The 15,172-nt window shown below is 44.3% G+C and carries 13 protein-coding genes; 12 read left to right on the forward strand and 1 reads right to left on the reverse strand.

The features are described from left to right. Positions 1–13 precede the first annotated feature (13 nt). Positions 14–874, reverse strand: a complete 861-nt coding sequence (locus G596_RS0112955; protein ID WP_022762270.1) for a YitT family protein — start codon at positions 872–874, stop codon at positions 14–16. Between the two features lie 161 nt (positions 875–1,035). On the opposite strand from G596_RS0112955, the gene G596_RS0112960 reads away from it, so the two are divergent. The 12 genes from G596_RS0112960 (at position 1,036) to G596_RS0113015 (ending at position 15,165) form a co-directional block, all read left to right on the forward strand. Next, complete coding sequence (locus G596_RS0112960; RefSeq protein ID WP_022762271.1) at positions 1,036–1,689, forward strand: sugar transferase; 654 nt, start codon at positions 1,036–1,038, stop codon at positions 1,687–1,689. A gap of 2 nt (positions 1,690–1,691) precedes the next feature. Beyond that, on the forward strand, positions 1,692–2,690 hold the full coding sequence (locus G596_RS0112965) for an ATP-grasp domain-containing protein (RefSeq protein ID WP_022762272.1): 999 nt from the start codon (positions 1,692–1,694) through the stop codon (positions 2,688–2,690). A gap of 9 nt (positions 2,691–2,699) precedes the next feature. Next, positions 2,700–3,815 carry a glycosyltransferase family 4 protein gene (locus G596_RS0112970; protein WP_022762273.1) on the forward strand — a complete coding sequence of 372 codons (1,116 nt, stop codon included), beginning with the start codon at positions 2,700–2,702 and terminating at the stop codon, positions 3,813–3,815. A 54-nt stretch (positions 3,816–3,869) separates the two neighbouring features. Further along, a complete protein-coding gene (locus G596_RS0112975) occupies positions 3,870–5,186 on the forward strand; it encodes a nucleotide sugar dehydrogenase (protein ID WP_022762274.1) in 1,317 nt (438 codons plus the stop codon). Positions 5,187–5,254: 68 nt separating this feature from the next. Continuing rightward, entirely contained in the window at positions 5,255–6,058 is an 804-nt protein-coding gene (locus G596_RS0112980; protein ID WP_022762275.1) for a DUF2334 domain-containing protein, read from the forward strand. 2 nt (positions 6,059–6,060) lie between these two features. Continuing rightward, on the forward strand, positions 6,061–7,332 hold the full coding sequence (locus tag G596_RS0112985) for a glycosyltransferase family 1 protein (protein ID WP_022762276.1): 1,272 nt from the start codon (positions 6,061–6,063) through the stop codon (positions 7,330–7,332). Between the two features lie 14 nt (positions 7,333–7,346). Beyond that, positions 7,347–9,284, forward strand: a complete 1,938-nt coding sequence (gene asnB / locus G596_RS0112990; protein ID WP_022762277.1) for an asparagine synthase (glutamine-hydrolyzing) — start codon at positions 7,347–7,349, stop codon at positions 9,282–9,284. After that, complete coding sequence (locus G596_RS0112995; protein ID WP_022762278.1) at positions 9,281–10,534, forward strand: glycosyltransferase; 1,254 nt, start codon at positions 9,281–9,283, stop codon at positions 10,532–10,534. Before asnB ends, G596_RS0112995 begins: the two co-directional genes overlap by 4 nt. A 42-nt stretch (positions 10,535–10,576) precedes the next feature. Then, positions 10,577–12,085 carry an MBOAT family O-acyltransferase gene (locus G596_RS0113000; RefSeq protein WP_022762279.1) on the forward strand — a complete coding sequence of 503 codons (1,509 nt, stop codon included), beginning with the start codon at positions 10,577–10,579 and terminating at the stop codon, positions 12,083–12,085. 18 nt (positions 12,086–12,103) lie between these two features. Further along, a complete protein-coding gene (locus G596_RS0113005; RefSeq protein WP_022762280.1) occupies positions 12,104–13,207 on the forward strand; it encodes a hypothetical protein in 1,104 nt (367 codons plus the stop codon). Positions 13,208–13,217: 10 nt separating this feature from the next. Further along, positions 13,218–14,261 carry a glycosyltransferase family 2 protein gene (locus G596_RS0113010; RefSeq protein WP_022762281.1) on the forward strand — a complete coding sequence of 348 codons (1,044 nt, stop codon included), beginning with the start codon at positions 13,218–13,220 and terminating at the stop codon, positions 14,259–14,261. 34 nt (positions 14,262–14,295) lie between these two features. After that, positions 14,296–15,165, forward strand: coding sequence for an alpha-1,2-fucosyltransferase (locus G596_RS0113015; RefSeq protein WP_022762282.1), 870 nt, complete (start codon positions 14,296–14,298; stop codon positions 15,163–15,165). Positions 15,166–15,172 lie beyond the last annotated feature (7 nt).

Below are 15,172 nucleotides of genomic sequence, written 5' to 3' on the forward strand. Positions count from 1 at the left end.
GGCCTTACGTTATTTAATCCCTGGGTTTGAAGTAGAAGTTGCCCTGAACTCTGTCGGTGCGGATTGAGTTGATAAAGGCGCCGGGGTCCAGATCTTTGATGGCGGGGATGAGCTTTCTTGTGTCAGAGGCACTTACAACGGAGTAGACAATCATTTTGTTGTTGTGCTCGAAGGAACCCTCGCCGTGCATAAGCGTGGCACCGTGGTTGGCAATCTTATAGATCAGCTCGCATACCTCGGCGGGCTTGTCCGTGATAATGAAAAGAGTTTGCTGCTGGTAGGTTCTGTACATAACGTGAAGAACCTGAGTGGCAACATACTGGAAAATGATGGAATACAGAGCCTTGTCCCAACCAAAGAGAAAGCCTGCGACTGTAAGGATCACACAGTTTCCCGCAAGGATTATGGGGAAGGCATCAATACCTTTTCTCTGAGATAAAAAGATTGAGATAAAGTCGGTACCGCCGCTGGTGGCATCAACCATGAGGCAGATGGAAAGTGACACACCTGCGAAGATGCCGCCGAAAATGGCGATAAGGAGCGGATCATTGGTGATGTAAAGCTCCGGAATCATATCTACGAAGAAACCGTTTGTGAGCACCATGATCATTGAATATAATGTAAATTTTTTGCCGATATAACGAAAACCAATATAGATGGGAATGATGTTGAGCACTACGTTGATGGGCGTATACGGAATTTTCGTATTAAAATACTTAAGCGCGATACGCTGAATTATAATGGTGAGTCCCTGGGCTCCGCCCGGGTAGAGACCACCTGCGTTTACGAAGGTCTGTATGTTAAGTGCCATCAAAAAAGCAGCCAAAAGAACTACTACAAGTCTGATGCTGCCTCTCCTGAAGTCCAATTTCATAATTGAAATCTCCCTACAAAACGTGTATTTGAAATACATTACCTATAGGTTATAATACATTATTGGAGTAGTGATTTGCAAATCGGAAAATGCGAAAAAATCATGCGTTTTGCAATTATTTAAAACAAGGTTAACTATATTTTTTCAAGAATAGGAATAAGATGACAAATTCAGTTAAGAAAGGAAGACAGGGTATCTACAGTCTTTTCATAAAAAGGCTCATAGATATCATTCTCTCACTTCTGGTGTTGGTCTGCTTTTCATGGCTATACCTGATACTCGCGATTTTAGTACGCGTTAAGCTGGGAAGCCCGGTTATTTTCAAACAGCCGCGCCCGGGTAAGGATGAGAAGGTCTTCAATCTGTACAAATTCAGAACAATGACAGACAAGAGGGACGAGAACGGCAACCTTCTTCCCGATGAGGACAGGCTTCCGGAGTTTGGTAAAAAGCTCCGTGCCACAAGCCTTGATGAACTCCCGGAGTTCATCAATATTTTAAAAGGGGATATGAGTTTTGTCGGTCCAAGACCTCTTCTCGTTAAATATCTTCCTTTATATAATGAAGAACAAAAGAGAAGGCATGACGTTCGCCCCGGTCTTACGGGATGGGCGCAGGTCAACGGAAGAAACCTTCTTAGCTGGGAGGACCGCTTTGAGAAGGATGTCTACTACGTCGACCATCTTTCATTTTTGATGGATCTTAAGATTGTCTTTATGACAGTGGCTGTTGTATTCAAACACGATGATATCAACAGCGCCACTGATGCAACTATGGAGGCCTTCACCGGCACTCCGCCCAAGAAAGAAGAGTAAAAATGAATATTTTATTTACAAGCGTCGGAAGGCGCTGCGAACTTTTAAAAGATTTCAGACAGACACTCGGAGATAAGCTAAGGATCGTTGTTACGGATAACAGTCCCTATGCACCGGCTCCGGCCTTTGCCGATACGGCTTACAGAGTGCCGCTTATTACGGATGAAAACTATATTCCGATCATTCTCGAGATATGTAAAAAGGAAAAAATAGATGCAATAACAACTCTCATCGATCCCGAGATTTCTATTCTCGCCGATAACAGAGAGAAATTTGAGGAGCTTGGAGTTACTGTCCTTGCTCCTTACAAGGAGACCGCGGATCTTTGCTTCAATAAATTCGAGATGTTTAAGTATCTGAAGGAAAACGGTGTTTCGACAGTACTTACCTTCGGAACCTTTGCTGAGTTCAAGGAGAGCTACGACAAGGGCGAGATCAGCCTTCCCGTTTTTGTTAAGCCCAGATGCGGAAGCGGAAGCGTTGGCGCGAGGAAGGTAGAGAGCATAGAGCTTCTTGAGGGGCTTACAGCCAGAAGTCCCGAGCTCATTATTCAGGAGTTTATGGACGGAAAGGACATGGATGCGGATATTTATGTTGACACCTTAACCCATGAGCCGGTTGCGATTTTTTCCAAAAAGAAGATATCAACTACCATTGGAGGAGCCAACAAAACCATCTCCTTTAAGGATGAGGCCCTCTTTGAGTTTGTTAAAAAGGCCATGAAGGTGTTCAAGTTTAACGGACCTCTGGATATGGATCTTTTTTACAAGGATGGTCAGTATTATCTCTCGGAGATTAATCCCAGATTCGGCGGGGCTTATCTCCATGCTTACGGCGCGGGTGTTGACTTCCCTTCACTTATTTATACAAATGTTGTGGAGAAGAAGGCGAACGAATCGATTATCGGCCAGTACGAAGAGGACGTCTGCATGCTTATGTATGACAGCGTTGTAATAGAAAAGCTCTCTAATCTCGAGGGCAACATGCAGGAGATAAACTAAGAACCATTTTTGAAGGATCGTGAAAATATGACGATACTGATTCTTACAAATTATGCAAATGGGTTATACCTTTTCAGGAAAGAGCTTCTTAAGTCATTTCTGGATGCGGGGCATATTGTTCTTATATCCGTTCCTTATGATGAGAACTGTAAGAAACTGGAGAAATACTGTACCAGGCTTATTGATACTCACCTGGAGAGACATGGCAGTAATCCGATTCATGATATAGACCTTTTTAACAGATATAATTCCCTTATGAGGGAGCTTAAGCCTGATGTGGTGCTTACCTACACGATAAAGCCGAACTTATACGGCGGGCTTGCCGCAAGACTTCAGAAGATCCCATATATCACCAATATTACGGGACTTGGGATGGCTATTGAAAACGGCGGTTTTATGAGTAAAGTCCTGATAACTCTTTACAGGAGTGCCTCAAAAGGTGCAAAGAAGGTCTTTTTCCAGAATGAACGAAACAGAAAGTTTATGCAGGACAGAGGTGTTGCGCTTCATAACAGCGGTCTTCTCCCGGGATCCGGCGTTAATCTTGATGAGCATCCCTTCAGAGCATATCCACTTGAGGATGGAGGAATACACATCCTTGCGGTCATCAGGGTGATGAAGGACAAGGGAATAGAGGAGTTCTTAGAGGCTGCGGATATCATTTCGAAGAAGCATGAGAACGTGTTCTTCGACCTTGTCGGCGAGTACGAGGAGGATGAGAGGCAGATCTACGAGCCTATGATAGCTGAACTTGTGAAAAAGGGCAGCCTAACCTATCACGGACATCTCGACACGGTAGAACCCATTATGGATAAGAGCCACATAATCGTGCATCCTTCTTATCATGAGGGCATGTCGAATGTGCTTCTGGAGGCAGCAGCCTGCGGAAGGCCGATCCTTTGCAGCAATATACATGGGTGCATAGAAGCTCTCGATGGTGAAAACAGCGGTTTTGCTTTTGAACCAAAGAGTACAGAGGCGCTTGTTGCAGCGATTGAGCGGATTCTTGCACTTTCCGAAAAGGACAGGGTAAAAATGGGCCGGGCCGGAAGATTGTACATTGAACAGAATTTTGACAGAAGAATTGTCACAGACGCTTATAGGGCGGAACTTGAGAGCCTGTGAGTTTGACAGACATAGTATAATAGTAGAGTAAATATATTTTTAGGAGAAAGAAAAATGAGTTTGTACGAAAAACTCCTTGCAGGCGAGGAGAAGCTTTCACTTGTAGGACTTGGTTATGTAGGAATGCCCATTGCGGTAGCATTCGCTAAGAAGATAAAGGTTGTAGGCTACGATTTCAATGCTGAAAAGGTAGCACTTTACAAAAAGGGAATCGATCCCACCAGAGAGGTCGGGGACGATGCGATTAAGAAGACAGAGGTTGACTTTACTGCCGATCCCGAGAAGCTTCGCGAGTGCAGATTTCACATCGTAGCGGTTCCGACACCGGTTAATGATGATCACACACCTGATCTTACACCCGTTGAGAGTGCCAGCAGAACACTTGGAAAGTACCTGACAAAGGGCTCCATTGTTGTATACGAGTCAACGGTTTATCCCGGAGTTACAGAGGATGTCTGCGTTCCGATTCTTGAGAAGGAGTCAGGACTTAAGTGTGGCGTTGATTTTAAGGTTGGCTACTCACCCGAGCGTATCAATCCCGGTGACAAGGTTCACAGACTTGAGACTATAGTGAAAATCGTATCCGGTATGGATAAGGAGACCCTCGAGGAGGTTGCAAACGTTTATAAGCTTGTGGCTCTTGCAGGTGTTCACGAGGCAGAGACTATTAAGGTTGCAGAGGCTGCAAAGGTTATCGAGAACAGCCAGAGAGATATCAATATTGCTTTCATGAACGAGCTTTCAATGATCTTCCATCGCATGGGAATCGACACCAAGAGCGTTCTTGAGGCAGCAGGTACGAAGTGGAACTTCCTTAACTTCAAGCCCGGTCTCGTAGGCGGTCACTGCATAGGTGTAGATCCTTACTACCTCACCTATAAGGCTGAGGAGCTCGGCTATCACAGCCAGATCATTCTTTCAGGTCGCCGTATCAACGATGATATGGGAAAATATATTGCGGAGTCCTGTGTTAAGAATCTTATTGCCCAGGATCTCAATGTAAGACATGCAAGAGTAGGTATTCTTGGCTTTACCTTCAAGGAGAACTGTCCTGATACACGTAATACCAAGGTTATCGATATTTACAATGAACTTCAGGAATACGGAATCTCACCTATCGTGGTAGATCCGCAGGCCGACAGCGATGAGGCTAAGCGTCTCTATGGAATCTCCTTCAATACAATGGACGATTTCAAGGATATGGATGCGGTTATCGTTGCGGTTGCTCATGAGGACTTCCTCGGAATTACCACTGAGGATATCAAGAAGTGGTACAATCCCGAGCACAAGAGAAGAGTATTCCTTGATATAAAGGGTATCTATGACAAGAACAGCTTCGATCCTTCAGAGTTCTCATATTGGAGACTTTGATGACGAGGCAGTTATAAGCAAAAACAAATGGGGGATATGCCGCCACCGCAGCGTGGCGGCGTTATTGTATGAAGATTGTAATCAGACTTGATGATTTTTCTCCGGGTATGGATATGGGGAAATTTAGGCGTTTTAAGAGGCTTCTTGATGAGTATCATATCAAGCCTCTTATTGGCGTTGTTCCGGAAAACCGGGATCCAAAGCTGGATGCCTTTCGCGATGAGCCTGAGGAGGATAATAAGAAGGCAAAGGGCAGAGAGGAACTTCCTGATGATAAGATTCGCGAGGAGGACTATCCTTTCTGGCATCTTGTAAGGAATCTTCAGTCCGAGGGCTGGATAATTGCCATGCACGGGCTACATCATGTGTATACCACCAAGAAGGGTGGAATGCTGCCCCTTAACAAGCAGTCCGAGTTTGCGGGTATTGATCTGGAGAAACAGATTGATATGATAGCTGAGGGAAAGCGTATCCTTGGTGGACATGGTATAGCTACCGACTTTTTCATGGCACCGAGCCACAGCTACGATAAGAATACTATGACTGCTCTTGCTGAAAACGGATTCAGAAGAATAACAGATGGTTTTGGAAAGAGAGCATACAGAAGATTCGATATGACTTTCTATCCGATTTCATTTAAGAAGGATGCGGTGCTTAAGGATGAATCCGAGGGATACACAACCTTTGTTATTCATACCAATACCTTAAATGGTGACGATTTTGCCTACTATGAGAAGGTATTTGCCAGCGGAAAAGTAGTGAGCTGGGATGAATGGCTTTTGGAGGAGCCTGCGGAGGCTTCTGACTTACAGGGGATTAAAGAATATCTAATGGCACGCTTTAAATATATCGCCGTGCATAAAAGGTGGTAAAGATGGCGCAACCGATAAGAATATTACATGTTTTTGGAACACTGGGACTTGGCGGAGCGGAGAGCCGCATCATGGATCTGTACAGGCATATCGACAGAGAGCGTGTACAGTTTGATTTTTTGGTGCATGCGGATGCTGATCCCACCGGTAAGAAGTGCCCCACATCAGACGAACTTATGCTGGTGAGAAAGCCGGATTATTTTGATGATACTGTAAAAAAACTGGGCGGAAATATCTATGCAGTTCCCAGATTTCATGGGACAAATGCAAGGGATTACAAGAATGCCATAAGGATGTTCTTTATGCAGCACAGGGGAGAATGGAAGATGGTGCAGGGCCATATGACAAGTACGGCTGCCATTTATCTCCCGATCGCCAAGAGCTGTGGGATAGGAACTACCATAGCACATGCGAGAAGTGCCGGTGTTGATCCCGGATTAAAGGGCGTTGTGACAAAAATAATCAGGGCACCTCTTGCAAAAGAGGATACCTGTGATCTGAGATTTGCCTGCACGGAGAACGCTGCAAGGTCGGTATTTGGCGATACCATGACTGATGAGGGCCTTGTAAGGATTATTCCAAATGCTATTGATCTCAAGAGATTTGTTTATAATCAGGAAGTAAGAGATAAGATAAGAAAAGAGCTGGGACTCTCCAATGCCATCATAATCGGGCACGTGGGGAGATTCCATTATGCCAAAAATCATGAGTATTTGCTTAAGGTATTTGCCGAATTTCTGCGAATCCTTAACCATGATGATGCCAATTCCTTCAGTATGCTCCATGGAATGAGGATAAGGCTTCTCATGCTGGGAGAGGGCTCCCTGATGGATACCATGAAACAGCTGGCGGTAGATCTTCATATAGAAAAACACGTGATATTTTGTGGTAATAAGTCCAATGCCAATGAGTACTATCAGGCGATGGATTATTTTCTCTTCCCTTCGAGGTACGAGGGACTTCCGGGAACTGTTGTTGAGGCACAGGCAGCAGGACTTCAGTGTCTTGTCTCTGATTCAATAACACCTGAAGTTGATATAACTCCTCTTGCAAGCAGGATGAGTATTGAGGAACCTCCGGCTATGTGGGCGAGGAAGATTCTAAATGACCTTATGCTCAGGGATTACTCCGAAGGAGAGGATGAAGACGCGCTTCCTATCGGGGACAGAGAGGCCTCATCAGAGCCTTTGACAGCTATGATCAGAGAGGCCGGTTTCGATGTACGGACTCAGGCAGAGCATTTGCAGAGCTTTTATTTAACTGGAAGATTTTGATAAGGTACCGGTTCATGTGCGGAATATGCGGATTTTTTTCCAAAAATAGAATAACAGAAGATGAGCTGCGTATCATGAACGATACCATGATTCACAGAGGCCCCAATGATAACGGCGTGGAGCTCTACCCGGGGAAAGATGGCTACACCATAGGCTTTGCCCAGAGAAGACTCTCGATAAACGATTTGTCGCCCTTGGGACATCAGCCGATGAATTCTGCGGATGATAGAATATCAGTTGTTTTTAATGGGGAGATTTACAATTTCCTGGAGCTGAAGGAAGAACTTAAGGGCTATCCTTTTAAATCAACCTGTGATACAGAGGTTATTCTCGCAGGATACCTTAAGTGGGGCAAGGATTTGCCGCAGCATATACATGGTATGTTTGCGATTGCTCTCTATGACAGGGAGACGGATGAGCTGCTTCTTATCAGGGACAGAATCGGTAAAAAGCCTTTGTATTACTGGTATGAAGCCGGAAATATTGTATTTGGCTCGGAGCTTAAGCCCATTATGAAGTGCCCGGGCTTTAAGGGGGATATCAGAAAGTCGATAATTCCGCGATATCTGTATCAGCAATATATAAATGCTCCTGAGAGCATTTTTGAGAATGTATGGCAGGTTGAACCCGGACAGATGCTGGTTTTCAAAAACGGTGAGGTTACAAAGACCGGATACTGGAGCATTAAGGAAGCCTATAAAAAGGGATCGGCTTCCATGATAGAAGATTACAGCGAGGCGAAGGCAGGACTTAAAAAACGCCTTCAAAAGTCTGTGGCTGACCGAATGATAGCGGATGTTCCTCTTGGAACATTTTTGTCAGGTGGCTATGATTCTTCGCTTATAACAGCGCTTGCTCAGGAACACAGTGATTCACCGGTGAAGACTTTCAGTATCGGCTTTAATGTTCCGGAGTATAACGAAGCCGAGTTTGCAAAGAAGGTGGCGGAGCATCTTGGAACAGATCACACAGAGCTGTATATAGATGAGGCAGAGATGCTCGAGCTTGTGGACAGTATTCCGGATTACTATGATGAGCCCTTTGCGGATGAGTCACAGATACCGACCATGCTTGTGTGTAAGCTTGCAAGGCAGAAGGTGACAGTTGCTCTGTCGGGAGATGGCGGAGACGAGTTTTTCTGCGGATATAATGTATATGAGCATGTGGCGAAGGCCAGGGAGCTTGACCTCCTGGGCGGAGTTGTGAGCGGCGTAGGACAGATTCCGGTAGGAAAAGATAAGCTTCTTACTAAGCTTCCGATAAAAGTGCAGGCGGTTGCAAATAACCGTGACCCCGAGACCAAGACTCAGATATCTTCTCCTGCATATATTCCCGCGGCTCATGCCCTTGTTACGGGAATTGAGGAACCGGATCAAAAGCTTACCTATGAGCAGTATGTAAACCGCAGATTCGGAGAGAGCGGACTTTTTCCGTGTCAGTATCCCGTGGAGTCCTCCTATGAGGTGGATGACTGGCAGGTAAGGCGCATGCTTCTTGATATGGACACCTATCTTCCCAGTGATATTCTTGTGAAGATGGACAGAGCTTCGATGAAATATTCGCTTGAGTGCAGATGCCCTATTATGGATACAGCTGTTATGGAATACAGTTTTTCCATACCACATGGTTTTAAATATATGAACGGAGATAAGAAGCATATCCTTAAAGATATTGCTTATGACTATATACCGAAGGAACTACTGGACAGGCCCAAGAAGGGCTTTGGAGTTCCGATGGATGCCTGGCTTAGAGGCCCCTTGAGAGATAGTCTCATTGATTTAAGTAACGAGAGTTATCTTAAAAAACAGGGGATATTTAATCCCGAATACACGTCTTCTTTTATCAGAAATTATCTTGAAAAAGGTGACGGCGGTGCTTCGACGGGCGCCAACTTCTCCAGACTTTCCTGGAGTTTTCTGAGTTTCCAAAAGTGGTATGAGAGGTACTTATGACAGGTGGCGGTAAGCTGAGAAAAAAGCATATTGCTATGTATATAGGATCGCTGAACAAGGGCGGTGCCGAGCGCGTTATGTGTAACCTTGCCGAGTATTTTTACAGCATAGGTTATAAGGTTACGCTTGCGACCACCTATCTGTCCGATGACGAGTACGAGCTCCCCGATGCCGGATGGAAAGTTCTTGAGGACGAGGATGACAAGAATGCTGTTAAGGTTTTAAGTCCCGATGAAACGGAGAGGTATGTTGACCTTACGGGCGGTGTTCCGATGGGAATCGGACGTGTATTTACCGCTCTGATGCCCTACGAGCAGGGAAACAGACTGCAGAATTTTCATAGGAGAATTCATAAGCTGACAAATACCTGGGAGAGAATAAAGCCTGATCTGATACTGTCATTTCTTGGAAAAAACAATGTTATGGCAATACAGTCGGCACTGGGACTTGATATACCCGTGGTGGTTTCGGTGAGGGCAACACCTTCGGAGGAATATGCGGGAACCGGCCTTAATCTTGCTATGAAGACTTTGTTTCCGGGGGCTGCGGGAGTTGTGGTTCAGACCAATGGGGCGATGGATTATTTCGGTTCACTGATAAAGACGAAATGTAAAGTCCTTCCAAATGCAGTCAATGAAGAATTCATAGGACATGACATCGTTCCCTTTGATGAGCGTAAAAAGGTAATAGTATCAGTAGGAAGACTTGATGAAAACAAGAACCAGAAGATACTTATAAATGCTTTTTCCTATGCTGTAAAGAAATATCCGGACTACAGGCTGGTTCTCTATGGCGACGGACCTACAAGAGACCTCTTGGAGAGACTCTGCAGGAGCCTTGGAATTCTTGATGAGACCGGTAAAGGCGCTGCCGGTAAGGTAACCTTCATGGGTAGTGTTGACAGGATTGCCGACAGAATCGCGGAGGCAGAGATATTTGTGCTGACATCCAGAACTGAGGGTATGCCCAATGCACTAATAGAGGCGATGGCCCTCGGACTTTGCTGTATTTCTACGGACTGTCCCTGCGGAGGCCCGGCAGATCTCATAGTTAATGGTAGGAACGGGATACTGATTCCCATGGAGAGCGATGTAAACATGGCGATGAGTATTTTCCATGCGTTGGAGCGTATAATGGAGGATCCTACGATTGCCAGAAAGATGGCGGCATCTGCCCTTGAAGTCAGGGATAAGTATAACCCGCAGGTAATAAATGAGATGTGGCGCAAATATTTTGAAGAATTGATGTAAGAGATTTTTTATAAAAAATATTGATATTAAAGGAGATAGCGGATGCAGTTTAACTCATATATTTTCATACTGTGCTTTTTGCCGCTGTCTCTTATTTTATATTTTCTTTTCCATGATATGGGGAAGAAAAAGATGGCGATGACATCACTTCTGTTGATGTCGCTTTGGTTTTACGGATATTTTAATCCCTACTATCTTGCAATTATCTGCAGCAGTATTGTCGTAAACTATCTGCTATCCAGAGCCATGAGTATATACAGAAGGCCATGTTTGATAGCAGGCGTTCTTTTTAATGTAGGATTGATTTTTTATTTTAAGTACTACGATTTCTTTATCGAAAATGTCAACAGCGTTTTCGGAACCGGTTTTAATCTCAGGCATATAGTATTGCCGCTTGGAATCAGCTTTTTTACATTCCAGCAGATATCCTTTATCGTGGATTCCTACAAGGGTGAGACCGGCGACTATTCGTTTCTCGAATATGCGCTGTTTGTGTCGTATTTCCCTCAGTTGGTGGCAGGTCCTATAGTACTCCATTCCGAGCTCATTCCGCAGTTCAGAGATGAAAAAAAGCACAGGATTAACTTTGAAAACTTATGCCGCGGAATTATGCTGTTTTCAAGGGGACTTGCCAAAAAGATGCTGATTGCGGACACCTTCGGAAAAGCTGTGGACTTTGGCTTTTCGCAGGCAGCTCTTATTCCGGTGGGAGAGGGTGCTCTGACAATTCCCGAGATAATTATTGTTATGTTATCCTACACCTTCCAGATTTACTTTGATTTCAGCGGTTACAGCGATATGGCAACGGGACTTGGTGCGATGTTCAACCTGGATATTCCGATGAACTTCAATTCACCCTACAAGGCAATATCCATCGCAGGTTTCTGGAAGCGCTGGCACATGACACTAACAAGATTCCTTACGAATTATATTTATATTCCGCTCGGCGGTAACCGGAAGGGGAAGCTTCGAACTTATATAAATACACTTGTTGTTTTTCTGGTGAGCGGAATCTGGCACGGTGCGAACTGGACATTTATTCTGTGGGGTGTATTCCACGGATTGTTTCAGTGCATCAACAAGCTTACGCACGGAATATACAAGTCGGTTTGCGATAATGCCGCAAAACTCCCGGCGGGTAAGGTTTTTGCCGGAATAATAAAGACCGTTAGCTGGATAATAACATTTGGTATATTAAATGTGCTGTGGCTTCTTTTCAGAGCTGACAGCGTAGAGCAGTGGCTTCAGATTTTAAGAAGACTCTTTGTGCTCAATCTCGATGTGAGATCTGAGCTTATTGAGGGCTTTAGAATCCCGAGATTCAGATATGTATTGTCTGCGCTTCATCTGCCTGATGCTGATAACGTGGTACTTCTTACGGGATGCGCCCTTTCGATGATTGCGGCTCTTCTGATATGCCTTTGCTGCAAAAACAATTATGAGAGAAAGTACAAGACAGATGCGGTTTCTCTCGTATTTACATGGGTGATTCTCATGGTTTGCATAGTTTCCATGAGTTCAATCTCTACATTTTTATATTTCAACTTTTAATCGGAGCAGAACTTTGTTATGAAAAGCAAAAAATGGTTTTTCTCCATCTTAATATTGTCTGTGGTTTCACTGATCCTGATAGCGGGATTGGTGTTTTTTGTGGACCCGTTTTTCCATTACAGAGCACCGAATCCCAAATTCTTTTATAAGCTTTATGATGAGAGATCGCAAAACGATGGTATAACAAAGCACTTCGACTACGACGCCATAATAACCGGGACCTCAATGGCAGAGAATTTCAAGGCATCGCAGTTGGAAGAGGGACTTGGCTTTAAGACCATTAAGGTGCCCTATTCGGGAGCTACCTATAAGGAGATAAATGACAACCTGGAGGTGGCTTATAGGAGCGGACATAACCCGCGTTATGTTTTAAGGCCTCTTGACTACACGCTTCTTGTAAGAGACAAGGATGAGCTAAGAGATGATATGGGTGAATATCCCTACTGGCTTACAAACGATATTATCTGGGATGATGTGAAATATCTTTTGAATAAGGATGTAATCGTAAGATATACATTACCTGCCATACTTGGATATTTTCAGGGAAAAAACCCCGGATATACGAATTTTGACGAATACAGCTTTACCGACGGGGAAAACATTTACGGAAAAGACCAAGTTCTTCTTGGGAGAAAGAAATTTAAGGAGCCCGAAAAGTATTATCTTCCATCCGATGAAGATATGAAGATGCTCGAGGAAAATATAGAGCAGAACGTCGTTGCGCTTGCCAGAAAGCACCCCGAGACTACATTTTTATATTTCTTCCCGCCTTATTCGATGGCATACTGGGGAGCAGTTAAGGAGGATGGAGAGCTTGATAATCTGTTAATATATAAAGAGAGAGCAATAGAGCTTATGCTCGAATGTGACAACATACATATTTACAGTTTTACTACTCATACGGACATCACCGCTGACCTTGACAGATACAGGGATCAGGCGCATTACGATTATGATGTGAATTGTATGGTGATGGATACTATAATAAAATATGAGAACGGCTATGAAAACACTGACATGTTCTCGGTATCCGACAGAATTACGAAGGATAATGTCATAGAATACGTGGCAGCCGAGAGCGTACTGTTGAGTGAGTTTGATTACAACTCACTGATCAAATGACGGAGCAGTTATGAAGGATATCAGCCATTTTTATTACAAGGGAATAGAACCGGAGAGGCAGCCTCTCGTTACGGTTGCCATATCCTGCTATGATGTCGAGAAGTATATTTCAAGATGCATAGAGTCCGTACTTGCGCAGACGTATTCCAACCTGGATATTCTGATTCTGGATGACGGATCCAGGGACAGAACCGGCAATATCTGCGACTATTATAAGACGCAGGATTCCAGGATAAGGGTGGTGCATCAGAGCAATCAGGGCCCGGGAACCGCAAGGAATTATCTGCTTGATATGGCTTTCGGAGACTTCATTGCGTTTCTTGACGGCGATGACTATGTTGAGAAATACATTTATGAATACATGGTCAGTGCAATCCTTGAGACACAGTGTCCGCTGGCTATCTGTAAGTATTATGAGAACAAGGAAGAGGATCCTGTAAAACGATATCAGCTTACTGAGGACATGCGTGCAAACAGACTCAGGATAATTACGAGGGACGAACTTATCACCGGACTTATTGAGGAATCAGATGAACTTCCTGTCAGAAGTATGGTATGGAACAAGCTTTACCACAGAAGCATTCTGGAAGAGAGACGGTTCCCGGGAGTGATGTTTTACGAAGATAAACTGTTTACACTTCAGGTTCTCGGAGATGTGGAAGAGGCTGTGTTCATTGACACGCCGCTTTATCATTATATAATAGACAGAAAAGAAGGTCTAAGAACACAGGCGGGATTTTTCTGCATTTTTTCAGAGTGGCTTCCGTCACTACGGGATGCGAGGAACTATCTGTGCAGCATAGGCAGGGAAGATCTGGCCTGGTCACAGGATTATCTGAAATATAAGCAGCTTCTCGATTACTATTCTGAGGCCAAGCGTGACAAACTTGGTGATAAAAGTAAGTATCTTCCGGATATAACAGCGGAAATCGAGAAATGCAAAGATTCCTTTGACAAAATATACGGGTGCAGGATTGCTGACCCGAAGGAAAAAAAGCGCATGCAAAAGTTTTTGGAGCATCGCTGGACTTACGATCATTTCTATCTTAGATGATAATAATACATAATAAAAAGACGCAGGGGGAAGTATGATAATAATCAGAATGATGGGCGGTCTGGGTAACCAGATGTTTCAGTACGCCCTTTATCTTCAGCTGAAGGCATTGGGGAAAGAAGTCAAAATCGATGATGTATACGGGTTCAGGGATGACCCCCAGAGAGACCCGGTACTTGAAAAAATGTACGGAATAACTTATACGAAGGCTTCTGATGCAGAAGTTGTGGATATTACGGATTCGCATCTTGATATTTTCAGCAGAATAAGAAGAAAGCTCTTTGGCAGAAAATCACATGAATATATTGAAGAGACAGGACTCTTTGATCCCAAGGTATTTGAGTTTGAGACTGCATATCTCAACGGATATTTTCAGAGTGATAAATATTTCCCGGATAAAGAAGTACTCGCTCAGCTTCGCAGGGAATTTGTGATTAAGCCCGATGATGTGTTTACTTCGGCGGACAGCTGGGAACTTTACAGACAGATACGTGAGACGGAGTCTGTCAGCATCCATGTGAGAAGAGGAGACTATCTTCTTCCCGGAACAGTGGAGACCTTTGGCGGAATCTGTGACAATGACTATTACAAGAGAGCCATTGATCGCATGGTCAGTGAGCATCCGGATGCTATTTTCTTTGTTTTCACCAGTGATAAAGAGTGGTGCGAACAGAATGTGTCAGGTAAAAAGTTCCGTATAGTCGACACAAAAGAGGAAAACGACGATGCTGCAGATCTTCTGCTTATGAGCCTTTGCAAGCATCACATCCTTGCCAATTCAAGTTACAGCTGGTGGAGTGCGTGGATGAACGATTCGCCGGAGAAGACGGTTATTGTGCCCTCAAAGTGGCTCAATACCAAGCCCATGGATGATATTTATACTTCCAGGATGACAAAAATCTGAGGGTGAA

Origin of the sequence: Butyrivibrio sp. AD3002, assembly GCF_000420905.1 — a bacterium.
Lineage (GTDB): Bacteria > Bacillota > Clostridia > Lachnospirales > Lachnospiraceae > Butyrivibrio.